This is a genomic window from Streptomyces sp. NPDC041191 (assembly GCF_055591945.1).
Genome location: NZ_JBVIZC010000002.1, coordinates 258,224 through 282,873 on the forward strand (window position 1 = coordinate 258,224; position 24,650 = coordinate 282,873).

At 72.7% G+C, this 24,650-nt stretch carries 25 protein-coding genes; 14 read left to right on the plus strand and 11 right to left on the minus strand.

What is annotated here, in order from left to right; translation table 11 throughout:
• Nucleotide 1 precedes the first annotated feature (1 nt).
• Genes ACZ6AQ_RS04370 through ACZ6AQ_RS04385 form a run of 4 tightly spaced genes read right to left on the minus strand, consistent with a single transcriptional unit; the run spans nucleotide 2 to nucleotide 3,433 of the window.
• Complete coding sequence (locus tag ACZ6AQ_RS04370; protein ID WP_468757351.1) at nucleotides 2–970, minus strand: complex I subunit 1/NuoH family protein; 969 nt, start codon at nucleotides 968–970, stop codon at nucleotides 2–4.
• Nucleotides 967–2,424 (minus strand): NADH-quinone oxidoreductase subunit C, encoded by a 1,458-nt coding sequence (locus tag ACZ6AQ_RS04375; protein WP_468757353.1) that lies wholly within the window; start codon nucleotides 2,422–2,424, stop codon nucleotides 967–969. The genes ACZ6AQ_RS04370 and ACZ6AQ_RS04375 overlap by 4 nt, the downstream gene beginning before the upstream one ends.
• Nucleotides 2,421–3,014 (minus strand): NADH-quinone oxidoreductase subunit B, encoded by a 594-nt coding sequence (locus ACZ6AQ_RS04380; protein ID WP_388688137.1) that lies wholly within the window; start codon nucleotides 3,012–3,014, stop codon nucleotides 2,421–2,423. The genes ACZ6AQ_RS04375 and ACZ6AQ_RS04380 overlap by 4 nt, the downstream gene beginning before the upstream one ends.
• Nucleotides 3,005–3,433 (minus strand): NADH-quinone oxidoreductase subunit A, encoded by a 429-nt coding sequence (locus tag ACZ6AQ_RS04385; protein WP_388688140.1) that lies wholly within the window; start codon nucleotides 3,431–3,433, stop codon nucleotides 3,005–3,007. Before ACZ6AQ_RS04385 ends, ACZ6AQ_RS04380 begins: the two co-directional genes overlap by 10 nt.
• Nucleotides 3,434–3,694: 261 nt before the next feature.
• Between ACZ6AQ_RS04385 and ACZ6AQ_RS04390 the strand changes: the two genes are divergently transcribed.
• The 7 genes from ACZ6AQ_RS04390 to ACZ6AQ_RS04420 all read left to right on the plus strand — a co-directional run bounded on the left by ACZ6AQ_RS04390 (nucleotide 3,695) and on the right by ACZ6AQ_RS04420 (nucleotide 12,247).
• Nucleotides 3,695–4,870: a sensor histidine kinase gene (locus tag ACZ6AQ_RS04390; RefSeq protein WP_468757354.1), complete on the plus strand. Its 1,176-nt coding sequence runs from the start codon at nucleotides 3,695–3,697 to the stop codon at nucleotides 4,868–4,870.
• Nucleotides 4,871–5,012: 142 nt separating this feature from the next.
• Nucleotides 5,013–6,305 carry a sensor histidine kinase gene (locus tag ACZ6AQ_RS04395; RefSeq protein ID WP_468757356.1) on the plus strand — a complete coding sequence of 431 codons (1,293 nt, stop codon included), beginning with the start codon at nucleotides 5,013–5,015 and terminating at the stop codon, nucleotides 6,303–6,305.
• A gap of 79 nt (nucleotides 6,306–6,384) precedes the next feature.
• Entirely contained in the window at nucleotides 6,385–7,056 is a 672-nt protein-coding gene (locus ACZ6AQ_RS04400; protein WP_388688773.1) for a LuxR C-terminal-related transcriptional regulator, read from the plus strand.
• 301 nt (nucleotides 7,057–7,357) lie between these two features.
• On the plus strand, nucleotides 7,358–9,295 hold the full coding sequence (locus ACZ6AQ_RS04405) for a 2-oxoacid:acceptor oxidoreductase subunit alpha (RefSeq protein ID WP_468757358.1): 1,938 nt from the start codon (nucleotides 7,358–7,360) through the stop codon (nucleotides 9,293–9,295).
• A complete protein-coding gene (locus ACZ6AQ_RS04410) occupies nucleotides 9,288–10,352 on the plus strand; it encodes a 2-oxoacid:ferredoxin oxidoreductase subunit beta (RefSeq protein ID WP_468757360.1) in 1,065 nt (354 codons plus the stop codon). Before ACZ6AQ_RS04405 ends, ACZ6AQ_RS04410 begins: the two co-directional genes overlap by 8 nt.
• A gap of 182 nt (nucleotides 10,353–10,534) precedes the next feature.
• Nucleotides 10,535–11,521: an EamA family transporter RarD gene (gene rarD / locus ACZ6AQ_RS04415; RefSeq protein ID WP_468757362.1), complete on the plus strand. Its 987-nt coding sequence runs from the start codon at nucleotides 10,535–10,537 to the stop codon at nucleotides 11,519–11,521.
• A gap of 114 nt (nucleotides 11,522–11,635) precedes the next feature.
• Complete coding sequence (locus ACZ6AQ_RS04420) at nucleotides 11,636–12,247, plus strand: DUF4291 domain-containing protein (RefSeq protein WP_468757364.1); 612 nt, start codon at nucleotides 11,636–11,638, stop codon at nucleotides 12,245–12,247.
• Here the strand turns inward: ACZ6AQ_RS04420 and ACZ6AQ_RS04425 are convergent.
• Complete coding sequence (locus ACZ6AQ_RS04425; RefSeq protein ID WP_468757366.1) at nucleotides 12,244–12,603, minus strand: SRPBCC domain-containing protein; 360 nt, start codon at nucleotides 12,601–12,603, stop codon at nucleotides 12,244–12,246. The two genes, ACZ6AQ_RS04420 and ACZ6AQ_RS04425, sit on opposite strands and share 4 nt — an antisense overlap.
• Complete coding sequence (locus ACZ6AQ_RS04430) at nucleotides 12,603–13,211, minus strand: CGNR zinc finger domain-containing protein (protein ID WP_468757368.1); 609 nt, start codon at nucleotides 13,209–13,211, stop codon at nucleotides 12,603–12,605. The genes ACZ6AQ_RS04425 and ACZ6AQ_RS04430 overlap by 1 nt, the downstream gene beginning before the upstream one ends.
• Before the next feature lie 21 nt (nucleotides 13,212–13,232).
• On the opposite strand from ACZ6AQ_RS04430, the gene ACZ6AQ_RS04435 reads away from it, so the two are divergent.
• The gene (locus ACZ6AQ_RS04435; RefSeq protein ID WP_468757370.1) at nucleotides 13,233–13,700 is read left to right on the plus strand and encodes a VOC family protein; all 468 of its coding nucleotides are present in this window, start codon (nucleotides 13,233–13,235) and stop codon (nucleotides 13,698–13,700) included.
• A gap of 217 nt (nucleotides 13,701–13,917) precedes the next feature.
• Here ACZ6AQ_RS04435 and ACZ6AQ_RS04440 read toward each other — a convergent pair whose 3' ends face one another.
• The 3 genes from ACZ6AQ_RS04440 to ACZ6AQ_RS04450 all read right to left on the minus strand — a co-directional run bounded on the left by ACZ6AQ_RS04440 (nucleotide 13,918) and on the right by ACZ6AQ_RS04450 (nucleotide 16,001).
• Nucleotides 13,918–14,673, minus strand: a complete 756-nt coding sequence (locus tag ACZ6AQ_RS04440; protein ID WP_468757372.1) for a hypothetical protein — start codon at nucleotides 14,671–14,673, stop codon at nucleotides 13,918–13,920.
• Nucleotides 14,674–14,897: 224 nt separating this feature from the next.
• Nucleotides 14,898–15,353, minus strand: a complete 456-nt coding sequence (locus ACZ6AQ_RS04445; RefSeq protein WP_468757374.1) for an NUDIX domain-containing protein — start codon at nucleotides 15,351–15,353, stop codon at nucleotides 14,898–14,900.
• A 390-nt stretch (nucleotides 15,354–15,743) separates the two neighbouring features.
• Complete coding sequence (locus ACZ6AQ_RS04450; protein ID WP_388688180.1) at nucleotides 15,744–16,001, minus strand: DUF7848 domain-containing protein; 258 nt, start codon at nucleotides 15,999–16,001, stop codon at nucleotides 15,744–15,746.
• A 364-nt stretch (nucleotides 16,002–16,365) separates the two neighbouring features.
• On the opposite strand from ACZ6AQ_RS04450, the gene ACZ6AQ_RS04455 reads away from it, so the two are divergent.
• The 3 genes from ACZ6AQ_RS04455 (at nucleotide 16,366) to ACZ6AQ_RS04465 (ending at nucleotide 19,743) form a co-directional block, all read left to right on the plus strand.
• Complete coding sequence (locus tag ACZ6AQ_RS04455) at nucleotides 16,366–17,724, plus strand: hypothetical protein (RefSeq protein ID WP_468757376.1); 1,359 nt, start codon at nucleotides 16,366–16,368, stop codon at nucleotides 17,722–17,724.
• Between the two features lie 353 nt (nucleotides 17,725–18,077).
• Complete coding sequence (locus ACZ6AQ_RS04460) at nucleotides 18,078–18,938, plus strand: hypothetical protein (RefSeq protein ID WP_468757378.1); 861 nt, start codon at nucleotides 18,078–18,080, stop codon at nucleotides 18,936–18,938.
• Between the two features lie 73 nt (nucleotides 18,939–19,011).
• Nucleotides 19,012–19,743 (plus strand): DUF7873 family protein, encoded by a 732-nt coding sequence (locus ACZ6AQ_RS04465; RefSeq protein ID WP_468757380.1) that lies wholly within the window; start codon nucleotides 19,012–19,014, stop codon nucleotides 19,741–19,743.
• 414 nt (nucleotides 19,744–20,157) lie between these two features.
• Here the strand turns inward: ACZ6AQ_RS04465 and ACZ6AQ_RS04470 are convergent, their stop codons facing one another.
• Both ACZ6AQ_RS04470 and ACZ6AQ_RS04475 read right to left on the minus strand, forming a co-directional pair.
• A complete protein-coding gene (locus ACZ6AQ_RS04470; protein WP_468757382.1) occupies nucleotides 20,158–21,096 on the minus strand; it encodes a hypothetical protein in 939 nt (312 codons plus the stop codon).
• 260 nt (nucleotides 21,097–21,356) lie between these two features.
• The gene (locus ACZ6AQ_RS04475; protein WP_468757384.1) at nucleotides 21,357–22,247 is read right to left on the minus strand and encodes a 3-hydroxyacyl-CoA dehydrogenase NAD-binding domain-containing protein; all 891 of its coding nucleotides are present in this window, start codon (nucleotides 22,245–22,247) and stop codon (nucleotides 21,357–21,359) included.
• Nucleotides 22,248–22,522: 275 nt separating this feature from the next.
• Here ACZ6AQ_RS04475 and ACZ6AQ_RS04480 point away from each other — a divergent pair, with 275 nt between their 5' ends.
• From ACZ6AQ_RS04480 to ACZ6AQ_RS04490, 3 genes are all read left to right on the plus strand, one after another.
• Complete coding sequence (locus tag ACZ6AQ_RS04480) at nucleotides 22,523–23,431, plus strand: LysR family transcriptional regulator (protein WP_468757386.1); 909 nt, start codon at nucleotides 22,523–22,525, stop codon at nucleotides 23,429–23,431.
• Nucleotides 23,432–23,601: 170 nt separating this feature from the next.
• Nucleotides 23,602–24,441, plus strand: a complete 840-nt coding sequence (locus ACZ6AQ_RS04485) for a helix-turn-helix domain-containing protein (RefSeq protein WP_468757387.1) — start codon at nucleotides 23,602–23,604, stop codon at nucleotides 24,439–24,441.
• Nucleotides 24,438–24,647, plus strand: a complete 210-nt coding sequence (locus ACZ6AQ_RS04490; protein ID WP_468757389.1) for a DUF397 domain-containing protein — start codon at nucleotides 24,438–24,440, stop codon at nucleotides 24,645–24,647. The genes ACZ6AQ_RS04485 and ACZ6AQ_RS04490 overlap by 4 nt, the downstream gene beginning before the upstream one ends.
• Nucleotides 24,648–24,650: the final 3 nt, after the last annotated feature.

Genomic DNA, 24,650 nt, shown 5'->3' on the forward strand with positions numbered 1-24,650 from the left:
GTTACTGGATCGCCACCTTCACGATGCCGGTGAGCGCGATCTGCGCGAGGGCGAGCGGGACGAGCGCCGTCCAGGCGAGCTTCTGGAGCTGGTCCTCGCGCAGGCGCGGGTAGCTGACCCGGAGCCAGATGACGACGAAGGCGAGGACGGCGGTCTTCAGGAGGGTCCAGACCCAGCCGAGGCCGTCGGCGCCGAGGGGGCCGTGCCAGCCGCCGAGGAAGAGGACGGTGGTGAGGCCGCAGAGGACGACGATGCCCGCGTACTCCGCGAGCAGGAAGAGCGCGAAACGGAGGCCGGTGTACTCGGTGTACGCGCCGAAGATGATCTCCGAGTCCGCGACCGGCATGTCGAACGGCGGCCGCTGGAGCTCCGCGAGGCCGGCCACGAAGAAGACGAGCGCGCCGGTGATCTGCCAGGGCACCCACCACCACGCGAAGGCGTTCAGGATGCCGGGGAGGGAGACGGTGCCGGCGGCCATCGCGACGGAGGCGGCGGCGAGCAGCATCGGCAGCTCGTACGCGAGGAGCTGGGCGGCCGTCCGCAGACCGCCGAGCAGCGAGAACTTGTTCGCGGACGCCCAGCCGGCCATGAGGCTGCCGAGGACGCCGACGCCCATGACGGCGAGCACGAAGAAGACGCCGGCGTCGACGACCAGGCCGACGGCCCCCTCGCCCGGACCGACCGGGATCGCGACGAGGACGAGGAGGTACGGGAGGAGGGCGACGGCCGGCGCGAGCTGGAAGATCCGCCGGTCGGCGTCCTTGGGGACCACGTCCTCCTTCTGCGCGAACTTCACGCCGTCGGCGACGAGCTGGGCCCAGCCGTGGAAACCGCCGGCGTACATGGGGCCGAGGCGGCCCTGCATGTGGGCCATGACCTTGTGCTCGGCCTGTCCGACGACGAGGGGCAGCACGAGGAAGACGGCGAAGACGACGAGCAGCCGGAGGGCGACGTCGAGTACGTCGTTCACGCGGGATCGCCTCCGGCGGGGTGGGTGGGGTCGGTCGGTGGTTCTTCTTCGGGGCGGGGAGCATCGGGGGCGGGGGTGTCCGGTCCCGGGGCGTCGGGCCCCGAAGCGCCGGGGGCGGGGGCGTCGGGGGTGGGGACGTCCGGCCCCGGGGCGTCGGGCTCGGGGGCCGTGTCGGCTTCCGGAGCGGTGCCGGCCTCGGGCGCGGTGCCGGTACCGGGCGCGGTGCCGGTACCGGCCCCAGGAGCCGTACCGGCCCCGGCCTCGGGGGCGGGTTCCTCGTCGAAGGCCGGACGGGCGTGGTGCCAGGGGGCGTCCGCGCTGCGGGGGCGCCGGGAAGCCGGAGGGACCGGCCGCGAGGACGCAGGTTCCGCACGCGTCGGTTCCGGGGGCGCCGGTTCCGTACGCGTCGGTTCCGGAGGCGCCGGTTCCGTACGCGTCGGTTCCGGAGGCGTCGGTTCCGCACGCGTCGGCTCCGGGGACGCCTGACTCGCGGACCCCTCCGACGCGGAACGGTTGCGACGCGGCGGGCGGGCCGCCGGGGGCGCGGCGGCGGTGTCCGGGGGCACCGGCGCGTCCGGCGTCCCCGCCGCCTGACTGGCCGAACCCTCCGACGCGGAGCGGTTGCGACGCGGCGGGCGGGCCGTCTCGGGCGCGGGACCCGCCGAAGCGTCCGGTGTCCCCGCGGCCCGGCTCGCCGATCCGTCGGCCGCCGGGCGGGAAGGGCGCACCGGAGCCGCCGCCTGGCTCGCCGAGCCCTCCGACACCGAACGGGAACGGCGCACCGGGGCCGCCGCCGGGTCCTGGGACGCCGTGCCCTCCGACGCCGTGCGGGTGCGGCGCGCCGGGCGTTCGGCGCGGGCCGGAGCCGGGGGGAGCCGGCCCTTGAGGGGGCCCCACTCGTTGGGGTCCGGGACGCCCGGGGGAAGCATCTGGCGGCGCTTGGGGCCGCCGTCGTGGGACTCGCCCGGCTCCTTCGCGCCCGGCCACGCCTTGGCGACCCGGGCCGCGAGGACGAAGTCCTTGCGCAGCGGGTGGCCCTCGAAGTTCTCGGGGAGGAGCAGCGGGACCAGGTTCGGGTGGCCCGTGAAGTCCACGCCGAACATCTCGTGGGTCTCGCGCTCGTGCCAGCCCGCGCCCGCGTACACCTCCACCGCCGTGGGGAGGACGGGCGCGGAGTGCGGGACCGTCGTGCGGACGAGGAGGCGGCGCGGGCGGCCCCCGCCGAGGGCCACCACGTGCGCGCAGACCCGGAAGCCCGTGCCCGGCTCGTCCACCGCGCTCAGCCAGTCGAAGTAGGTGCAGCCCAGCGTGTCCCGGGCCGTGGTCAGGACCTCGGTCCAGGAGGACGGCGGGACGTCGACCGTCAGCAGGTCGTACGCCCGTTCCGCCGTCGCCTCCGCGCCGAAGACCTCGGTCACGGAGTCCGGGAGGGAGTCGTACGCGTGCGTGCTCATGCCGTGCCTCCCGGCGGGGGAGTCAGGGGGCTCGTCAGCTCGGCCACCGACGCCTGCGGCGGTGCCGCCGTCGCGTACCGCTCCGCCAGGTTCTCCCGGGCGATCTTCTCCTGGAGCTTGAGGATGCCCTGGAGCAGCGCCTCGGGCCGGGGCGGGCAGCCCGGTACGTACACGTCCACCGGGATGATCTGGTCGACGCCCTTCGTCACCGCGTACGAGTCCCAGTACGGGCCGCCGCAGTTGGAGCAGGCACCGAAGGAGATGACGTACTTCGGCTCGGGCATCTGCTCGTACAGGCGCTTCACGGCCGGTGCCATCTTGTCCGTCACCGTGCCCGAGACGATCATCAGGTCGGCCTGGCGCGGGCCGGGCGCGAAGGGGATCACGCCGAGCCGGATGAAGTCGTGCCGGGCCATCGACGCGGCGATGAACTCGATCGCGCAGCAGGCGAGGCCGAAGTTGAAGACCCACAGGCTGTAGCGGCGGCCCCAGTTGAGGACCACCTTCATCGGCTCGGGGGCCAGCCGGGCGAGCGTGCCCAGCTTCGGGGCGGGGAGGGGCACGGGGCCGGTTCCGGGTGTTACGTCCATGCCAGGACGCCCTTCTTGTACGCGTAGAGCAGCCCCACGGCCAGGAAGCCGAGGAAGACGAACATCTCGGCCAGGGTCGTGGCGCCGTAGCCGGGCGCGGCGAAGACCGTCGCCCAGGGGAAGAGGAAGATCGAGTCGACGGCGAAGATCACGTAGAGGAAGGCGTACACGTAGTAGCGGACCTGGGTGTGCGCCCAGCCCTCCCCCACGGGATCGACGCCGCACTCGTACGTGAGGAGCTTCTCGGGCGTCGGCACGACGGGCCGCAGCAGCCGTCCGGCGCCGAACGCCACGGCGACGAAGAGCACGCCGACGACGGCGAGCAGGCCGACGGCGGAGTACGTCTGGAAGTAGTCCGCCGCGTCGGCCGCGACAACGGTCGGTTCCCGCACGTCCGCCCCTCGGTCCGGGTGCCCCATGGGTCACTTCTGTTCTGTACGCATCTGTACGCACGCGAGTCTAGGCCCTGTCAAAGGGGTCGTAAGCAGGTGCGGGCACCCTCTCCGCCGGGGCGGCGGCGGAGTCCCGGCGGCGGGCCGGCCGCGCTCCGGCGGCGCCCCGGCCGTGTTCCGGCGGCGCCCCGGCCGCGTCCCCGGAGCGCCCCGGTGGGGATATCCCCCCTCCCACCGGCCCACCTCCCCCATGGTGCCGCGCGCCCCCGACCCGGCACCCTGAGGTCCATGACCACCGATCACGATCCCGCCGTCACGCCCGCCGCCTCCCCGGCGCGCCCGCGTCCCGCCTACGGGAAGGAGACCTGGAAGGAGATCGTCTTCCTCCTCTCCAACCTCCTCACGACGCTGGTGGGCTTCGTGTACGCGATGGTGAGCGTCCTGCTCGGCGTGGGCCTCTCGGTCACCGTGGTCGGCCTGCCGCTGCTCGCCCTCGGGCTCGGCGGCGCCCGGCTGCTCGGCCGGTCGGAGCGGGCCCGGGGCCGGGCGCTGCTCGGCGTCGCGGTGCCCGAGCCGTCCCCGCTGCCCCGGCACGACGGCTTCCTGCCCTGGCTGTGGACCGCCCTGAAGGACCCGGTGGCCTGGCGGACCCAGCTGTACGGGCTGATCCGGCTGCCCTGGGGCATCCTGACGTTCACGGTCACGCTGGTCTCGCTGGTCGTCCTCTGGCCGGTCCTGCCCTTCGTGTCCCGCTGGCTGGCCAACGCCGACCGGGGCATGGTCCGGGGGCTGCTCGCGCCCTCCGACGAGCTGGAGCGGCGGATCGCGGAGCTGGAGTCGGACCGGGGCGTGGTCGTGGACACCGCCGCCGCCGACCTGCGGCGCATCGAGCGCGACCTGCACGACGGCGCGCAGGCCCGGCTCGTGGCCCTCGCGATGGGGCTCGGCCTGGCCAAGGAGAAGCTGCACGACGACCCGGAGGCCGCCGCCGCGATGGTCGACGAGGCCCACGGCGAGGTGAAGCTCGCCCTCCAGGAGCTGCGGGACCTGGCCCGGGGCATCCACCCGGCCGTGCTCACCGACCGGGGGCTCGGCCCCGCCCTGTCCTCCGTCTCCGCGCGCTGCACGGTGCCGGTGACGGTCCACGCCGACCTCCGGGAACGTCCGGCGGAGGCGATCGAGGGCATCGCGTACTTCACGGTCTCGGAGCTGCTCCAGAACGTCTCCAAGCACTCCCGCGCCCGGTCGGCCTCCGTGGAGGTGTGGCGGGCGGGGGACCGGCTGATGCTCCAGGTCCGGGACGACGGGGCCGGCGGGGCGCGCCTCGACGGCGGTACGGGGCTCGCCGGGCTCGCGGAACGGCTCGGCGCGGTCGACGGCGTCCTCGTCGTGGACTCCCCCGAGGGCGGCCCGACGACGGTCACGGCGGAACTGCCGTGGCGGGGGCGGCCGTCGGCCCGCTGACCGGCCGGACGGGACCCGCCGGCCGCCCGGGGTGGGGAAAACCCCCGTCCGCAGACGCCGACTCCCCTCATGGTCCGGCGCCCGCCGGGACGGAACCCTGGAACACACGCTCCCCGCCCACCAGCAGAGAAGGACGTCCGTCATGGCCTCTCCCCGTCTCCCCGCCGCGATCCGCGCGCCGTTCGAGGGCCGCACCTGGCGCGCCCTCGGGTACGTGCTGATCGGGCTGCCCCTGAGCGTCTGCTGGTTCTCGCTCTCCGTCTCCCTCGTCTCGGCCGGCGCCGGTCTGCTGATCACCTTCCTCGGGGTGCCGGTCCTGGCCGGGGCGCTCGCCCTGTGCCGGGGTTTCGGGGTCGTGGAGCGGGCGCGGGCGCGGGCGCTGCTCGGCCTCGACGTGGCGGCGCCGGAGCCGGTGCGCGGCCGGACCGGCGGGGCGTTCTCGTGGATGGGGGCCGTGCTGAAGAGCGGGGCGTCCTGGCGGCACCTGCTGTACGCGGTCGTGCACCTGCCCTGGGCGGTGTTCACCTTCTCGGTGACGACGGCGCTCTGGGCGTGGGGCTGGGCCTTCCTCACCTATCCGCTGTGGCGGTGGGTGTTCCCCGCGTACACCGGACAGGAGGGCCTCCAGCTGTACGGCGACGGGACGCACGACTTCTTCCTCGACTCTCCCTTCGAGGTCACGGCGACCTGCCTGGTCGGCCTGGCGGTCGTGCTGGCGGGGCCGTGGGTGCTGCGCGGGTTCGTCGCCGTGGACCGGTTCCTGGTCTCCGGGCTGCTCGGCCCGTCCCGGCCGGCCTCGCGCGTGACGGAGCTGGAGTCGGACCGGGGCGTCCTGGTGGACACCGCCGCCGCCGACCTGCGGCGCATCGAGCGCGCCCTGCACGACGGCGCGCAGGCCCGGCTCTCGGCGCTCGCCACGGACCTGGGGCGCGCGAAGGAGAGGCTGGCGGAGGACCCGGGGGCGGCGGCGGTCCTGGTCGAGGAGGCGCACGGCGAGGTGAAGCTCGCCCTCCGGGAGCTGCGGGACCTGGCCCGGGGCATCCACCCGGCCGTCCTCACCGACCGGGGCCTGGACGCGGCGCTCTCGGCGGTGGCCGCGCGCTGCGCGGTCCCGGTGTCGGTGGACGTGGACCTGCCGCAACGGCCGGCCGCGGCCATCGAGGGCCTCGCGTACTTCACGGTCTCGGAGCTCCTGCGGAACGTCACCGACCACGCGCGGGCCCGGAGCGCCCGGGTGGACGTGTGGCGCGCGGACGACCGGCTGATGCTCCAGGTCCGGGACGACGGGACCGGCGGGGCGGAGCGGGCGGCCGGGCGGAGTCTGGAGGCGCTCTCCGAGCGGATCGGGGCGGTGGACGGCGTCCTGGTGGTGGACTCCCCGGCGGGCGGGCCGACCACGGCGACCGTCGAACTGCCCTGGCGGACACGTGCGTGACGGCGGGCCCCGGATGGGATGCTGGGGGCCTCATCCGAGGACCGGAACGTAAGGGCTGTGGGGCGTGGGAGAGCGGGACGTGGCGGGGCGGGTACGCGTGGTCATCGCCGAGGACTCGGTGCTGCTGAGGGAGGGGCTGACCCGGCTCCTGACCGACCTGGGGCACGAGGTCGTCGCCAAGGTGGGTGACGGCGAGGCCCTGGTGGAGACGGTGGCGGAGCTGGCCGCCGCGGGCGCGCTGCCGGACGTGGTGGTGGCGGACGTGCGGATGCCGCCGACGCACACGGACGAGGGCGTGCGGGCGGCGGTGCGGCTGCGCGGGGAGCACCCCGGGCTCGGGGTGCTGGTCCTCTCGCAGTACGTGGAGGAGCAGTACGCCACCGAGCTGCTCGCCGGTTCCAGCCGGGGCGTGGGGTACCTCCTGAAGGACCGGGTGGCGGAGGTCCGCGAGTTCGTGGACGCGGTCGTCCGGGTCGCCGGGGGCGGTACGGCCCTGGACCCGGAGGTCGTGCAGCAGCTGCTCGGCCGGAGCCGCCGGCAGGACGTCCTGGCGAACCTGACCCCGCGCGAGCGGGAGGTCCTGGGCCTGATGGCGGAGGGGCGGACGAACTCGGCGATCGCGAAGGCGCTGGTGGTGAGCGACGGCGCGGTGGAGAAGCACATCAGCAACATCTTCCTGAAGCTGGGGCTCTCGCCGAGCGAGGGCGACCACCGGCGGGTGCTGGCGGTGCTGACGTACCTGAGGTCTTGAGGTCTTGAGGTCTTGAGGTCTTGAGGTCCTGAAGGACCGGCGCGCGGCCCCGGGCGCCCGCCGCGCACCCCCGGGAGTGAAACGGAACGCGATCTTCCAAATGCGCCCGGTGACGGCACAACGGGACGTCACCGGGCAAAAGGGCGTCCCGAAACCGGGTCCGCGATGCGAGAAGTCCCGGGCGGTTCCCCCTTCCCGTCGTAGGGTGGGCGACGGGACGGACGGTGATCGGCCGGCCGCTCCCCGAGCCGCTCCCCGCCTCCGGCGGAGAGCCCCCCTGCGACGAGGGAGGTCCAGTTCAGTGACCAGCCAGGTCAGCAGCGAGGCCGGTGAGGCCCTGCTCGGGGAGCAGCGCGGTGCCCCGGCGACGTCCCCGCACGGCACCGGGAAGGAAGTCCGCCGGCTCGACCGGGTGGTCATCCGCTTCGCGGGCGACTCGGGCGACGGCATGCAGCTCACGGGCGACCGCTTCACCTCGGAGACGGCGTCCTTCGGGAACGACCTCTCCACGCTGCCGAACTTCCCGGCCGAGATCCGGGCCCCCGCCGGGACGCTGCCGGGCGTGTCGTCCTTCCAGCTCCACTTCGCGGACCACGACATCCTGACCCCGGGCGACGCGCCGGACGTGCTGGTCGCGATGAACCCCGCCGCGCTGAGGGCGAACATCGGGGACGTGCCGCGCGGCGGCGAGATCATCGTCAACACCGACGAGTTCGCCAAGCGCGCCATGGCCAAGGTCGGCTACGCGGTCTCGCCCCTGGAGGACGGCTCGCTGGACGGCTACCGGGTCCACCCGGTGCCGCTGACCACGCTGACCCTGGAGGCCCTGAAGGAGTTCGGCCTGCCCAGGAAGGAGGCCGAGCGGTCGAAGAACATGTTCGCGCTCGGGCTGCTGTCGTGGATGTACCACCGGCCGACCGAGGGCACCGAGGCGTTCCTGCGCCGGAAGTTCGCCGGGAAGCCGCAGATCGCCGAGGCCAACGTGGCCGCCTTCCGGGCCGGCTGGAACTTCGGCGAGACGACCGAGGACTTCGCCGTCTCCTACGAGGTCGCCCCGGCCGCGCAGGCGTTCCCGGCCGGCACGTACCGCAACATCTCCGGGAACCTGGCGCTGTCGTACGGGCTGATCGCCGCCGCCGACCGGGCGGACCTGCCGCTCTACCTCGGCTCGTACCCGATCACCCCGGCCTCGGACATCCTGCACGAGCTGAGCCGGCACAAGAACTTCGGCGTGCGGACCTTCCAGGCCGAGGACGAGATCGCCGGGATCGGCGCCGCCCTCGGCGCGGCCTTCGGCGGCTCCCTCGCCGTGACGACCACCTCCGGCCCCGGCGTGGCGCTGAAGTCGGAGACGATCGGCCTGGCCGTCTCCCTCGAACTGCCGCTGCTGGTGGTGGACATCCAGCGCGGCGGCCCGTCGACCGGCCTGCCGACCAAGACCGAGCAGGCCGACCTCCTCCAGGCGATGTACGGCCGCAACGGCGAGGCGCCGGTCCCGGTGGTCGCGCCGAGGACGCCCGCCGACTGCTTCGACGCGGCCCTGGAGGCGGCCCGGATCGCGCTCGCGTACCGGACCCCGGTCTTCCTGCTCTCCGACGGCTACCTGGCCAACGGCTCCGAGCCCTGGCGCGTCCCGGACACGGCCGAGCTGCCCGACCTGAGGACCCCCTTCGCCACCGGCCCCAACCACGCCCTGGAGGACGGCACCGGGGTCTTCCGGCCGTACAAGCGTGACCCGGAGACCCTCGCCCGCCCGTGGGCCGTGCCCGGCACCCCCGGCCTGGAGCACCGCATCGGCGGCATCGAGAAGCAGGACGGCACCGGCGACATCTCGTACGACCCCGCCAACCACGACTTCATGGTCCGCGTCCGCCAGGCCAAGATCGACGGCATCGAGGTCCCGGACCTGGAGGTGGACGACCCGGACGGCGCGTCCACCCTGGTCGTGGGCTGGGGTTCCACCTACGGGCCGATCACGGCGGCCGTCCGCCGCCTCAGGGCCGCCGGGCTGCCCGTCGCCCAGGCCCACCTGCGCCACCTCAACCCCTTCCCGAAGAACCTCGGGGAGGTGCTGGAGCGGTACGAGAAGGTCGTGGTCCCGGAGATGAACCTCGGTCAGCTCGCGACCCTGATCCGGGCGAAGTACCTGGTCGACGCCCGCAGTCACACCCAGGTCAACGGCATGCCGTTCAAGGCCGAACGGCTCGCCGCCGTCCTCAAGGAGGCCATCGATGGCTGAGCCGCGCAGTGACTCGCTCCTGAGCCTGGTGCCAAAGGCCGGGGCCCCGCAGTCCATGAAGGACTTCAAGTCGGACCAGGAGGTCCGCTGGTGCCCCGGCTGCGGCGACTACGCCGTCCTCGCCGCCGTGCAGGGCTTCCTGCCGGAGCTGGGCCTGGCGAAGGAGAACATCGTCTTCGTCTCCGGCATCGGCTGCTCCTCCCGCTTCCCGTACTACCTGAACACCTACGGGATGCACTCCATCCACGGTCGCGCCCCGGCCATCGCCACCGGTCTGGCCACCTCGCGCCGCGACCTGTCCGTCTGGGTCGTGACCGGCGACGGCGACGCGCTCTCCATCGGCGGCAACCACCTGATCCACGCCCTGCGCCGCAACGTGAACCTCAAGATCCTGCTCTTCAACAACCGGATCTACGGGCTGACCAAGGGCCAGTACTCCCCCACCTCCGAGGTCGGCAAGGTCACCAAGTCGACGCCGATGGGCTCGCTCGACGCGCCCTTCAACCCCGTCTCGCTCGCGCTGGGCGCGGAAGCCTCCTTCGTGGCCCGTACGGTCGACTCCGACCGCAAGCACCTGACCGAGGTGCTGCGGCAGGCCGCCGAGCACGACGGCACCGCGCTCGTGGAGATCTACCAGAACTGCAACATCTTCAACGACGGCGCCTTCGAGGTCCTGAAGGACAAGGACCGGGCGCGGGAGGCGGTGATCCGGCTCGAACACGGGCAGCCGATCCGCTTCGGCGCGGAGAACGAGAAGGGCGTCGTGCGGGACCCCGACACCGGCGACCTCCACGTGGTCACGGTCACCCCGGAGAACGAGGCGCGCGTCCTCGTCCACGACGCCCGCGCCGCCTCCCCCACCACCGCCTTCGCGCTCTCCCGACTCGCGGACCCCGACACCCTCCACCACACCCCCGTCGGGGTGTTCCGGTCGGTGGAGCGGCCGGTCTACGACGCCCTGATGGCCGAGCAGCTCGACGCGGCCGTGGAGCGGCACGGCAGGGGCGACCTGGGACGGCTCCTCACCGGGAACGACACCTGGACGGTCGTCGGCTGACGTCCGCCCGCGGGGCCCGGGGCGCCGGGACCGGGAGGACCGGCCCGGGGCGCCGGCCGCCGTCCGCGAGGCGCACCGGCCGTCATGACCGTATAGCGGTACGGGCATGACAACCCGCCCCGTGCGGAGCTACCGTCGGCAGAGCGGCCGGCAGGGCGGCACGGTACGGGGCGGGAGGTCCGGTGAAGAAGGACGACGAGGGACGAGCGGGACTGCTCTACGGGATCGGCGCCTACGGCATGTGGGGCCTGGTCCCGCTCTTCTGGCCGCTCCTCAAGCCCGCCGGGGCGATCGAGATCCTCGCCCACCGCATGGCGTGGTCCCTGGTCTTCGTCGCCCTCGCCCTCCTCGCGCTGCGCCGCTGGGGCTGGATACGGGAGCTGGCGCGCAGCCCGCGCAAGCTCGGCCTGATCACCGTCGCCGCCGCCGTCATCACGGTGAACTGGGGCCTGTACATCTGGTCCGTCAACAGCGGCCACGTCGTCGAGGCGTCCCTCGGCTACTTCATCAACCCGCTCGTCACCATCGCCCTCGGCGTCCTCGTCCTCCAGGAACGGCTGCGCCCGGCGCAGTGGGCGGCGGTCGGGATCGGTTTCGCCGCCGTGCTCGTCCTCGCGATCGGATACGGGCAGCCGCCCTGGATCTCGCTCGTCCTCGCCTTCTCCTTCGCGCTCTACGGCCTGGTGAAGAAGAAGGTCAACCTCGGCGGCCTGGAGTCGCTGGCCGCCGAGACCGCCGTCCAGTTCCTGCCCGCCCTCGCCTACCTGGTCTGGCTCGGGACCCGGGGCACCCTGGCCTTCGGCGCGCACGGCGCCGGTCACACCGCGCTGCTCGCCGCCACCGGTCTGGTCACGGCGGTCCCGCTGGTCTGCTTCGGCGCGGCGGCGATCCGCGTACCGCTGTCGACGCTCGGGCTCCTCCAGTACCTCGCGCCGACCTTCCAGTTCCTCCTGGGCGTCCTCTACTTCCACGAGGCGATGCCCCCGGAGCGGTGGGCGGGCTTCTCCCTCGTCTGGCTGGCCCTGACGATCCTCACCTGGGACGCGCTGCGCACGGGCCGCCGCAGCAGAGCGGCGGCCGGGGCGGCGGCGGTCCAGGCGGCCGGGGCGCCGGAGGCCGGGGTTCCGTCGGGGGCCGAGGCACCCGCGGCCCCGACGCGCCGGGCGTGACGGCGGAACGGCGGAACGGCGGAACGGCGGAACGGCGGAACGGCGGAACGGCGGAACGGCTCCGGCCGGAATAATCGATGGCTCCGCCCGGGGACTTCGCCCACCCTGAGGCGCATGGAAGAACCGGAAGAGCCGAGGTACCGCGTGCGCGCGGTCCACACCGCCCGTACCGTCACCGTCCACCAGGCGTACCCGCCCGCGATCGGGCTGCCGACGGCGCGGGAGGGACGGTTTCCGGCCCTCTGGAAGCGGGACCGCATGACGTGGATCAAGCCGTCGTTCCTGTGGATGATGTACCGCTCGGGCTGGGGCACGAAGGAGGGCCAGGAGACGGTCCTCGCCGTGGAGATCACCCGCGAGGGCTTCGAGTGGGCCCTGCGGAACGCCTGCCTCTCCCACTACGAACGCGGCCTCCATCCCGACCGGGACGCATGGCGGCGGGAGCTGCGGGGCGCCCCGGCCCGGGTCCAGTGGGACCCGGAGCGGGACCTGCGCCTCCGTCCGCTCCCGTACCGCTCGCTCCAGCTCGGTCTGTCGGGCGAGGCGGTCCGGCGGTACGCGGACGAGTGGACGGTGTCCGTCACCGACGTGACCCCGCTCGCCCACCGCGTCCACGCGCTGGTCCGGGCCGGTGACCTCGACGGGGCCCGCGCGCTGCTCCCCCGCGAGGAGCCGTACCCGGAGCCGGAGGGGCTGCTGGACCACCTGCGGGTCCCCGCCCCCTAGGGAGCGAGGGTCCGTGCGATCTCCGCCGTCACGGCCTTCCAGTGGGCGCGGCGGCGCTCGCGTTCCTCCGCGTCGGCCAGGTGTTCCTGGTGGAAGCGGAGGACGGTCCGGCCGTCGCCCGCCGGGGAGACGGTGACCTGGAGGACGGTCCCGCCGTACGAGAGGCGGACCCGGTCGCGGGGCCGGAGGCTCCGGAGGGCGGGGTCGCCCGCCGGGGGCAGCGAGGCGCCCGGCCCGAGCCACAGGGCCAGGCCCCCGGGAGAGACCAGGAAGTCCCAGACGGCCGTCACGGGCAGGGGCAGGGTCTTCGAGACGCCGATCTCCCAGCCGGCGTCCCGCGTCAGTCCCACGGGCATCACGCTTCTCCTTCCGAAGGGGTGCGGGACCGGTGGGCCCGCACCTTGTGGCGGTTGCCGCACCGGTCCATCGAGCACCAGCGGCGGCGCCCGGGACGCGAGGTGTCGACGAAGAGCAGGGAGCAGTCGGCGGCGCCGCAGACCCGGATCCGGTCGGCGTACGGCCCGGTCAGGAGGTCCACCGCGTCGCGGGCGAGCGTCGCCAGGAGCCCGGCCCCGGTGGCGCCGGGAGCCCACGCGCGCGTGCCGTCGGCGGAGATCAGGGAGGCGAGGGGCGCGCCGGTGGCGGCGGCGTTGACCACCGCCAGTTCCCGGGGGGCGTACGGCCTCCCCTCGGCCCGCGCGAGGGCGAGGCCCCAGAGGGCGTCCCTCGTCTCCCGTACCGCCGCCAGCTCCGCGCCGGTGACGGTCAGGTCCGGGCCGGGGGCCAGCCGGCAGGTCCGCACCCAGGCGAGCAGGCCCTCGGCGCGGTCGAGGACTTCGTACCGGGAGGCGACCGGGCCGGGACCGCCGGTGAGGAGCAGTTCGAGGCAGAGGGCGCCCGCGTCGAAGCGGAAGGTCTGCCCGTCGTGGTGCGAGAGGGTCGTTCCGGTAGCGGTCCGAGGCATGTAACCACTATAACTGGTTACATGAACGCACTGCACTGGAAGCTCGTTCTCGACGCCGTCGACCCGCACGCCCAGGCCACCTTCTGGGCGGGCGCCCTCCGCTACCGGGAGGAGGACCACAGCGGCCTCGTCCGCCGCCTCCTCGACCTGGGCGCCGCCCCCCTGGAGGCCACGGCCACCGTCCACGGGGGCACGGAGCGCGAACGCCTCGGCTGGCGCGACCTCGCCGCCGTGCGCCACCCGGACGACCCCTACGACGAGGCCACCGACACGGGCCGGGGCCGCCGCATCCTCTTCCAGCGCGTCCCGGAGCCGAAGACCACCAAGAACCGCCTCCACCTGGACCTCCACACGGAGGAGGGCACCCGCGACGAGGAGGTCGCCCGCCTGCGCGGCCTCGGCGCGACGGTCCTGCGGGAGGTGGACGAGCCGTCGGGGTCGTGGGTGGTCCTGGCGGACCCGGAGGGGAACGAGTTCTGCGTCCAGTAGGGGGCGGGGGCTGCCCGTCCACCACGGCACGGACGGTTTCGACGGGCGACAGACGGCACACGGCACACGGCACACGGCACACGGCACACGGCACACGGCACACGGCACACGGCAGTGGACCGGAACATGGGCCGGTCCCCGGTTCGGTAGAGACAAGGGGCCCCGCCCGCACGCCACGGGGGCAACGTACGGACGGGGCGGTACCGGCTGCCGACAGTCAGCCGGCGGGCGGAGTGAAGTAGGTGTCCGCGAGGAAGGCGCCGGCGAACGTCCCGGGGCCGTGCCGCGAGTCGAGCCACCCCGAGAGAGCCGGCGTGTCTCCACTGATCACCGCGCGCACCAAGAGGTTGTGCAACGCATCTCCCTCCCCCGGGGCGAACTCGTCCAGGAACAACGCGTACCGCCGATTTACCCCGGATTCGTAGCGGCGGAGCGCTCCGGCGTATCGAGTGGGCTCGTCGGCGCGCTCATCGGGCGGAGCCGACACGTCATCGTTCGTGAGCGTTCCCGTGACGTCCCGGAAGGCGAGCCGCCCGGCGGGGTCCTCGGGTTCGTGGATGCCGACGCGGGCAGCGACTTCTCGGGTGATGCGGCGGGCTTCTCGGTCGCACGCTCCCTCCATGATCACTCCGAGATTGCGCGTGTACCGGACATCTGTCGGGTCGGTGGCGGAATAGCTCCGCCCCGAGACACGGCGGAAGTTGATGCCGTACTGAGTGCGGACCGGCTCGCCCCCGATGTCCACGTACCGACGCCGCGAGCCGTAGTGCAGGCAGTCATGGGCGTACGCCCATAACAGATCGAGCAGAGCGAGTTCCGGCCGTTCGGGGACATCGCGTTCCAGCGGCCCGTACATGGTCACCACCGCGAACATCTGTATGTGGCGATACCCCTGGGCGGGATGGTGGAACCCGCCGAACGCACCGGTCCGTACGGACTCCGCCCCCACCACCACCCGGTGAAGGGGGAGCATCTGCGAGAGTCCGAGTTCGGCGTAGCGGTTCCACGCGGCGCAGAAACCACTGTGGAACGGGGACGTGTCGATGCCCGACGCCCGCCAGTGGGCCAGACGGTCGGACGCCGTACGGAAGGTGTGGTCCGGGTGGCCCTCCGTGAGGGGGGACACATCCGCACGGAGTGCGGCCAGCACGTCGAGGGCCCGCGCGCCGACCACGCTTTCGTTGGGCGCCAGCGTGGCTACGAGGGGATTTCCCCCTTGATGAGCTGCCGGTGGGAGTCCTGCGTTCCCGGCGGCAGTGAATTCGGGTCGAACCACTGTGCCTCCAGAATTTCGAAACCGTCGATGGCCAGGTCACCCCCGACGTGGAGCGCTTCGTAGGCGACCTCCACGCGGAGCTTGTAGCCGCTCTTCACGCACACCAGGCGGCCGGGCTTGACGTCGAGTCCGGTCTCTTCCCTGACCTCCCGGACGATGGTCAGCGGGAACTCCTCGCCCTTGATCGCATAGCCCGTGGGCAACCCCCACGGCCGCTCCGGAGGCCACATCCGGTGCTTGAGCAGGAGGACTTGCCCCCGGTCGTTACGGACTACGCCCGTGACACCCACCATGAACTTCGCGTGGGCGAGCCACAGGACGCGCCATTGCAGGGGGCCCCGGATGAGCCGCCACAGCCGGGCGACAACTCGTTTCATGAACACGCCTTTCTCTGAGCCGGGGAGCGCGCCGGTCGCGCGCTTGCGGTGGTTACAACCCCTCGGCCTCCCGAACGGTGACGTCCGACGAGCCGTACGCACAGTCCGTAAGCACGATCCGCATCGGGTACGACCGTGGACAAGGGCTCATCGACCCGGACCCGCTCCCATGCCGCTCCTCCGGGACCGTCGCCCGCACGCGCAATCCGGTGGGAGCATCGGGAACGGACCGTTTCCCCCGAGCGTGACCGGCGGTGCCCACGGCGAGCGTGCCGGCCCCGGAGAGGGCTTCCGGAAGAGTCCGAGCGACCATGGGGCTTCCCGACCTGTGCCGTATCCCAGACCCTCCGCGCGGAAATCAGCCGATGGGCAAGGCTGGCGCTTCCCCGGTCACGCTCGCCCCTCACGCCACATCACGTAGGGCAGCTCGACGACTCCGGCGTAACCGGTGTGCTCGGGGTGTTCACGCAGGTGCGCGAACGTCCAGTCCTGCGCCGCTCCCGGGTCTGTGACCGGCTCGCCCTCGGCGCCGCACTCGGTGTCGTCGTCGTTGAGCGTCAGGCACCGGAACCGGTACGTGACCGGCGGGGCGTCGTCGTCCCGGTCGGCCCGTAAGGTCCAGTTGACCAGCGCCAGTACTCGGCTCACGCCTGCGCTCCCGGCACGGGCGTGGTGACGACACGGATACTCGCCCATTCGGCTTCGGTGAGGCGACGAACCTTCTCGGGCGGAGCGGCCCACTCGGCCCCGCCCCCTGGAGGGCGCAAGAACACACGTCCGTCCTGGCAACGCGTCACCCTGCCAAGTCGGGGCGTGTTGCCGCTGATGTCCACCGCGTAACGTCTGGCGGTGGGGACCCACTTGCCGGAATCCATGCTTCACCTCCCCGGGAACGGACTTGTTCCCGACCGTGCAGTTCGTTCGTGCATGCTGAGCCAACCGCGCGAGACGCATAGGCCGGTACCGTTGCGGGGAGGCCAAAACATAAGACTCATAAGCGCTAGGGGTCGGTATGCCCGCAGCTTCCGAAGCACGGCGTAATCAGGGTCTCTGCACCCTCCTTGAACAGGCCGGATACTCAGAGACGAAGTTCGCGCATGCTGTGAACCGTCTTGGCGCAGAGGCCGGGCTTTCCCTGAACTACCGTCAGCCCTCCGTATCCCAGTGGAAGCAAGGGGTTCAGCCAAAGTCACAGGTCAGAGGCGTAATCCTTGCTGTCCTGGAACGACGACTGGGGCGCCCCGTGACCTACGCCGAAGCAGGGTTGCAGCGTCCGTCGGGCGACCTGAGCGCTTCCCGGCGCGACACCGTGGAGTCCCTGATCGATCTCGGGAAGGAAGACATGAACCCATCCCGCCGCAAGCTCTTAGCTGCGGGGCTGTACTCCGCCGCCCTCACAGTTCCAGCCTTTTCCGCTCTCGTGTCTCAAGCGCATGCGGATGACCGAGACCGCCTCACCCGGCCGACCGGACGTATCGGGCGGGGCGAAGTCGAGACCGTCCGCCGCATGACGGACAAGATCGCAGACATCCTCGATGACCTGGGCGGGGGTCATGCGCGGCCGATGGCCGCCGCATTCCTCGTGAACACGGTCGCGGGCTACCTGCGCGCCGACGCCTCTGCCGGCGTTCACCGCGACATGCTTTCCGCCGCGTCGGATCTCACCTACTTGACTGGGTGGATGGCCATGTACGAGCGGGCGCACGGCTTGGGACAGACCTACTACCTGCACGCGCTCGACTTGGCTCGGGAGTCCGGCGACCAGCTCACGTACTGCCGAACCCTTCGCGGAATGAGTCTGCAAGCCTCCCATCTCCGCCACGGGCGCAAGGCTTTGGAGTACGCCGACTCGGCTGCCGAAGCGGCGCCCCAGGCAGGCCCACGGCTCGTTGCGTTTCTGCGGGGTCAGCAAGCCCATGCCTCCGCCATGGTCGGTGACCGCCAAGGTGCGGTCGCACGGCTGAAGGAAGCGGAAACAGCCCTCTCCCGGGCGGACTCCCGGCGCGATGCCGTCGGCGGGTACGACCGGGCCGCGTTTCTGTTCCACGTGTCACACGTGCACTACGAGTCGCGGGACCTGGCAGCTTCGATCAAGTCCCTCCGGTCTTCCCTCCGGGTCATGTCCCCTTCCGAACGGCAGGGACGGTTGCACGCGCACGCCGTACTCGCACAGAGACAGTACGAGTACGGCCACGTGGAGGAAGCCTGCACGACATGGGGGCGGTTCCTCGATGACTACGAAGTCCTGTCGACGGCCCGGGGAGATGAGCACTTCGACAAGCTGCGGACCCTGGGCATGCCCCGGAACTCCCCTGTAGTCCGTGATCTTCGCGAACGCATCCACGCCGTGGAGGTGTTGAAGGCAGCGTAGTGCCGACCCGCGCCGGTCACACCGGATGCCCCGCCCTGCCACCCGACATGGGAGCAGGGCGGGGCATCGTCGTACTCCCCGCACCGGCTCCCCGCACCGGCTCCCCGCAGCCGATACAGCGCATGGGCGCCCCCTCGGTTTCGTCGCCCGGTGCTCGTTGCGTCCGCCCCGGACCCGGCCCCGGAGACCCTGCGGGCCGGAGTGGAGGCTTCCTCGCGGAGCCGGTACCGCGCGCCTTTCCGCCGCGAGGTCAGCGGCTGCGCACGTCCTCGCCGGGCCGGGCCGAACCGGTCCGGCGAGGGGTTTTCCGGGCCGCGCCCACGCGGCGGACGGGCCGTCCCTACAGTGGGGCGATGACCTCGGCGACCACTTCCCCGCTCGTGCTCCACGGCTTCCTCGGACGGCGCGCCCGGCTGCGCTCGGGAGAGCTGCTGCTCGGGTCGAGACGCGAACTCCGGCGGATACCGGTGGCGGCGATCGAGCGCGTGGAGGTGCGCGGCCCCGGTGGGCGCACGCTCGCCGTCGTGCTGACCGGGCAGGAGCCCGAGGCCGCGCGGACCCACGCGCTGACCTCCCTCGGGCCCGGCGCGGTGCGGCGCTTCGCCGCCGTCCTGCGCGGGGCGCTGCCGGTGCGCGACGGGGCCGAGCTGCACGTCTCCGGCTCCGCCCTGGTCGTCACCGAGCCCCTGGACCGTCCGGGTCTTCCCGCCGTCCGGCCGGGCGTGGCCGTCGCCGCCGCGTTCTTCCTGGTGATGGCGGCGCTGCTGGTCACGGAGGACTGGGCGGGGGCCTTCTGCTGGCTGTTCGTCCCGATGACGGTCGGCGGCGGAGTCGCCCTGGCCGCCCTGGGGGGTAAGCCCGTCCGCGAGGGCTGGGTCCTGGCCGTGCGGGGGATCACGGTGGACGGGCGCCGGGAGAACTCCGGGTCCGTCGACCGGGGGGACCCCGACGCGCTGTACGTCTACCTGTTCACCGACGCGGAGGGGGCACCGGGCGTGTACCGGGGCTCGAACGGGGGCCGCGACGAGGAGGAGATCGTCTACGACCCGCGGAACCCGGACGTCAACCAGCTGCGGCGCCGCAACGCCGCCCAGTTCGCCGCCGGGCTGGTCGTCCTGCTGGTCCTCGCCCTTCCCCTGCTGGCCGGCGGCACGGCCCTCGGTCTGGTGGCGCTCGCCAACCTGTTCGGCCTCACCACGTACACCTTCTTCTAGTCCGGTGGCCGGCGGGAAAAGGACGTTCGTTTAATCGGATGTGCGTACGGCGCGGGGTTGTTAGGTTCGCCGTGTGCCCAAGCTGAATCAGATCATCGCCGTCGAAAAGGGCGTCAAGTCCAAGGCTCTCCAGGAGCTCGCCCAGGCCCACCAGGACGTGCAGAAGCCCGCCCTGCTGGCCGGCATCTCCCGGACCTACCAGCCCAAGGACGAGGAGGGCGAGCAGCTGCCGCCCGAGTCCACGCGGGTGCAGATCAAGGCCGAGGACGCCCTGCGGACGACGGCCGGGACGCTGACGCGGCTCTTCGACGTGACCGCGACGAAGGACTGGGCGAACCGGTGCGCGGTCGCGGACGTGGTGGTCGACGGTACGGTGCTGCTGCCCCAGGTGCCCGTCACGTACCTGCTGTTCCTGGAGAAGCAACTCGCCGACCTGCACGCCTTCGTGCGCAAGCTGCCGGTGCTCGACGCCTCCGAGTCGTGGAGCCTGGACCCCTCGACGGACTCGTGGAAGACGGACCCGGTGCGGACCATCCGCACGAAGAAGGTCCCGCGCAACCACGTGAAGGCCGAGGCCACGGAGAAGCACCCGGCGCAGGTCGAGGTGTACTACGAGGACGTCCCGGTCGGTTACTGGACCACGGTGAAGTTCTCCGGCGCGCTGCCCGCCCGGCGGGTCAACGAGCTCCTCGACCGCGTCGAGAAGCTCCAGCAGGCCGTCAAGTTCGCCCGCGAGGAGGCGAACGGCACCGAGGTCACCGACCAGCGGGTCGGCGACGCGGTGTTCGGCTACCTCTTCCGGTAGCCCCACATACGCCCTCCGTCGCGAGCGGAGGGTGCGCGATGAGCGCAGGCTGAAACTGATGTCGAAGCTGATCAAGGGGTGTCGGTCGGGGGTTCGAATCCCTCCCCCCGCACCATGTGCGGGGGTGGCCCAAGCCTGGCAGAGGCGGCCCCGTGAAACTCAGATTCTCGCTCCAGTCTCAGTATTCGCCGCCGAACACCGGACCGACCGAGCGTGGGCGAACATCCACGGATGGGGGTTCAAGTCCCCCCGGCGCCTCTCCCGTGGCGCTGTAGTTCAAAGGCAGAACACGTCGATCTCAAGATGACCCGCGGTTCTCGAACGCCGCCGGTGTGCGCACATGGGTGGCAAGCTGGAGCCCGGGAGCTGGACATGCTCCCGGGTTCCGTCACGTTCCGGCGCGCGGTGAAGGGTCTACTCGGGGCGCCCGGACGGGTCCCGGGGCACCAAGCACAGTCCGGTCAGCGGGACTCCCAGGGCCGCGACCTCGCGGGGCTCCTGTCCGTCGGCGGGACCGCCCGGCAGGGGGACGGCGCGGATGTGGCCGCCCAGGTCGGACACGTACGCGATGCCCTCCTCGCCGTCGACGGCGAGGCCGATCGCCTCCGCGAACCCGTCGGCGAGGATCTCGGGCGCCCGCCCCGCCGCGCCCGCCTCGGGGACGGGCGCGCGGTTGAGCGTGTTGCCGGCAGGCGGCGCGCCCCGGTCGGTCCAGTACAGCCAGCCGCCGTCGAGGTGCAGGTCGATCGGTTCGGGCAGGTCGCTCCAGAGCACCTCGACGTCGGAGCGGTTCGCGGCGGTCTCGCCCGCCGGGATCTCCAGGCCGGCGCGGAGGATGCGGCCCCGGCCGCCCTTGGCCGGTCCCTTCTGCGTCCAGTACAGGTGCCCCCGGGCGGGATCGACCGCCACGCCGACGCACTCGGCCATGATGCCGTCCCCGGCGGGGTTCACCACGAGGTCGGTCAGGCCGCTGCCGTCCGTGCGGACCCGGCTGACCCGGTGGCCCTCCCGGTCGCCCCAGTACAGCGTCCCGGCACCGTCACCGGTCAGCTGCTTGCCGGTGGTCAGCGCCCCCTGCGGGAGCACCTCGCGCGGAGAGCCGCCGTCCAGGTCCAGGGCGTGGAGGCCGCCGTTGGGGCGGGAGAAGTCGTGCCCGGCCTCGCCCGGCGTGTCGGGGTCGCTCGTCGGGACGCCCATGGTGGTCCAGTAGACGGCGCCGGACTCCACGACGATCCCGTCCGGGGCGTCGCCCGCCTGGTCGGTCAGGGTGCGCACCCGGCCGTCCGGGAGGCTCACCCGCAGCACCTTCCCGGGGATGATCTGGAGCGCGAGCAGTTCTGTCGGCTTCGGCATGACGGTTTCTCTTCTCGGAATCTTCTTCTCGGCCCGCCGGTCCCGCGTTCCGGGCCGGTCGGGTTGGTCGGGCTGTCGGGCCGGCCGGGCTGTGGGGTCGTGGTGGTCGGGCCGCCGGGTCGTGGGGACGTGGTGGTCGGGCCCGCCGGGCCGTGGGGACGTTGATGGTCGGGCCGCCGGGCCGCGGGGACGTGGTGGTCGGGCCGCCGGGCCGTGGAGTCGTGGCGGTCGGGCCGCCGGGCCGGCCCGGCGGCCCGTGGTCACCGCCGGTCGCCGTCCGCGGAGGCGGGTTCCGGCCAGCCCAGCGGTGCGAGGACGGCGCGGGTCCGTCCGTCGCGCAGCCGGGCGAGGCGCTCGTACGCCTCCTCGCCGGTGCCGTACGCCTCCTCGACCGCGTCGAGTACCTCGCCCATCCGGGCCGGGTCCGCCTCGCCGGGCTCGAAGGTCATCTGCGAGCCGACGTGGGAGGCCAGGTGCCGCATGCCTCCCGGTCCCCCGCCGAGCACACCGCTCTCGAAGGGGCCGATCGTGGCGTAGCGCAGGCCGAGCGAGGCCCGGACCAGGTCGTCGAGGTCCTTCACGTCGATCACGCCCTGCTGCACCAGGTAGGCGCACTGGTCGTTGAAGACCTTCTGGAGCCGGTTGCCGACGAAGCCCGGGATCTCCTTCTTCAGCCGGACCGGCAGCTTCCCCAGCCCCCGGTAGACCTCGATCGCCCGGTCCACCGCGCGGCCGGAGGTCTCCGGTCCCGGCACCACCTCCACCAGCGGCATCAGCTCCGGCGGGTTGAAGGGATGGCCGATCACGATCCGGTCCGCCGCCGGGTTCCCCCGGGCGATCACCGACGGCAGCAGGGACGAGGAGGACGAGGCCAGCACCACGTCCTCGCCCGTGTGCGCCGCCAGCGCGGCGAACATCTGCTCCTTGATCTCGACGCGCTCCGGTCCGGACTCCTGTACGAAGTCCGTTCCGGCGACCGCCTCGGCCAGGTCGCCGGTCGCCACGACCGGCGTGCCCGCCAGTTCGCGGTCCACCAGTTCGCGCAGGTCTGGCCGGGGGTCACTGACGCGCACCTCCCAGCCGGCCGCGCCGAACAGACGGGCCCAGGAGATGCCGATGACGCCGGCACCGACGATCGTCACGACCGCCACGGAGATCACCCCACAGAGAGAGACGGAGAAAGCGGGAACGGACCGAGAGCGACCGGTCGGAGGCGGCCCGGGGCCGCTCCTCTTCCCATGGGAAGCGGCCCCCCGGAAGGAGACAACCCGGCTGGACCGAACGGGGCCGAACGGAATGAACAGGACGAACGGAATGAACGGAGCCGAACGGAGCCGGACGGGTGCCGCGTCCGGGCCGGCCGGTCCGGGCGTCGGATTCCAGTCGACACCCCGGCACCCAGGTCTGTCCAATATATGGTGGTGTAGTGCCTCATATCCCTGGTGATATCAATCTGTCCCGCCGCCCGCTGGAACAGTTCCTGGTCGTGGTCCAGGAGGGCCACTTCGGCCGGGCCGCCGAACGGCTCGGCATGAGCCAGCCCCCGCTCAGCCAGGCGATCCAGCGACTGGAACGCGCGGTGGGCGCGCGCCTGCTGGACCGGGGGCCGGGCGGGGTGCGGCCGACCGCGGCCGGCCAGGCGTTCGCGGCCGACGCGCGGCGGCTGCTCGACCTGCAGTCCGCCGCGGTCGCGCGGGCCCGGCGGGTCGCCGGCGGCCTGGAGGGGGAGGTCCGGGTCGGCTACGTCAGCCTCCTCAGCCACCTCTACCTGCCCACGATGCTGCGCCGGGTGGCGGAGGGGCTGCCCGGCCTCCGGGTGCAGCTCCGACACGGTTCGTCGGCCGAGGTCGCCGACCGGGTGCGCAGCGGGGCGCTGGACCTCGGCTTCCTGCGCGACCCGGCGCGGCTCTCCGACGACCTGGTCGACAGGGTCGTCGCCACCGAGCGGATCGGCGCGGCGGTCCCGTGCGGCCACCGGACCGCCGGCGCGGAGGAGATCGGCCTCGCGGAACTGCGGGACGAGGACTTCGTCCTGCCCGACCCGGCCGCGCTGCCCGTCCTCGCCGAGCAGGTCCGGTTCGCCTGCCACCAGGAGGGGTTCACCCCCCGGGGCACGGCGACCGCCGACGACCTCAGCGGCCTGTTCAGCTACGTCGCGGCGGGGCTGTGCGTGAGCCTCCTGCCCGAGGGGCTGCGGCACCTCGCCGTCACCGGCGTACGGTTCGTCCCGCTCCGGGGGAACGCCGGCTACCTCGACACCGCCGTCCACGCCGTCCACCGCCCCGACGCCGACGCGGCGGTGACGCGCCTGCTGGAACTGCTCACGGGCCCGTGAGCGCGGGCCCGCGCCCCGGAGGACGCCCGTCGGGACCCGCCGCCGGAGGGTGCCGCCGGGCGTGCCCCTCCGCACGCGGGGACTCCCGTATGTAGCGGAACCGCTACCGAGGGTGCGCGGAGTATCCTAGAGTGGCCCTCCTTCAACTTGCCGCACCCGAAGGACGATTCGTGGTCAACCGTAAGGAACTACGGCCGGAGTCCAGCCCGCAGGCAGCCTACGGAGCGCGCCTGCGCAAGCTCCGGGAGGAGCGCGGCTGGATCCAGGAGGACCTGGCCGGCCCGATGGAATGCTCCAGCCAGCACATCTCGGCCGTGGAGACGGGCCGCAAGCCGGCGACCCTGCCGTTCTCCCGGAGGGCCGACAAGCTCTTCGGCCTCGCCGGGACCAGCCAGTCGTTCGAGCGCGAGTGGCGCGAGATGCGGCACGGCGTGCTCCTGGAGGGCTTCCCGGAGTACGTCGGGTACGAGAGCCGGGCGGTGGAGATCCGGCTGTTCGAAATCGGGATCATCCCCGGCCTGCTGCAGACCCCGGAGTACGCGCAGGCCCTGGCCGACGGCGACGTGCGGCGCGGCTCCATCACGGCCGACCAGGCGGCCGAGCGCGTCGCGTTCCTGGCGGGGCGGCAGGCCGCGCTGGCGCGCGAGCGTCCGCCCATGATGCTCGTGGTCCTGGACGAGAGCTGCATCCGCCGCCCGGTCGGCGGACACGCCGTGATGGAGGCCCAGTTGAGGCGGCTGGCCGAGTTCGCCGAGCAGCCGAACGGCGTGCTCCAGGTGGCCCCCTTCAGCATGGGGGAGCGCCGGCCGTTCAACCTCCCGGTCAACCTGCTCACCCTGGCGGACCGGTCCATGGTGGCGTACGCCGAGTCGCACGCCCAGGGGCACGTGGAGCGCGAGAGCACCGCCGTCCTGCCCCTGCTCACCGCCTACCATCAACTGCAGGCCGAATCGCTGTCGCAGGCGTATTCCGTGGCCATGATCGATGAGGCACGAAAGGGCACCCCGTGACGACCGAGTCCCCCCGCTGGTTCACCTCCTCCTACAGCTCCAACGGCGGCAACTGCGTCGAGGTCGCCGTCAACCTCGTCCCCGCGCACGGTACCGTCCCCGTCCGCGACTCCAAGAACCCCGCCGGCCCTACCCTGAGCCTCCCCGCCACCGCCTTCACCGCCTTCGTGAACGGCGTCAAGGACGGGAAGCTCGGCGGCAACTGACGC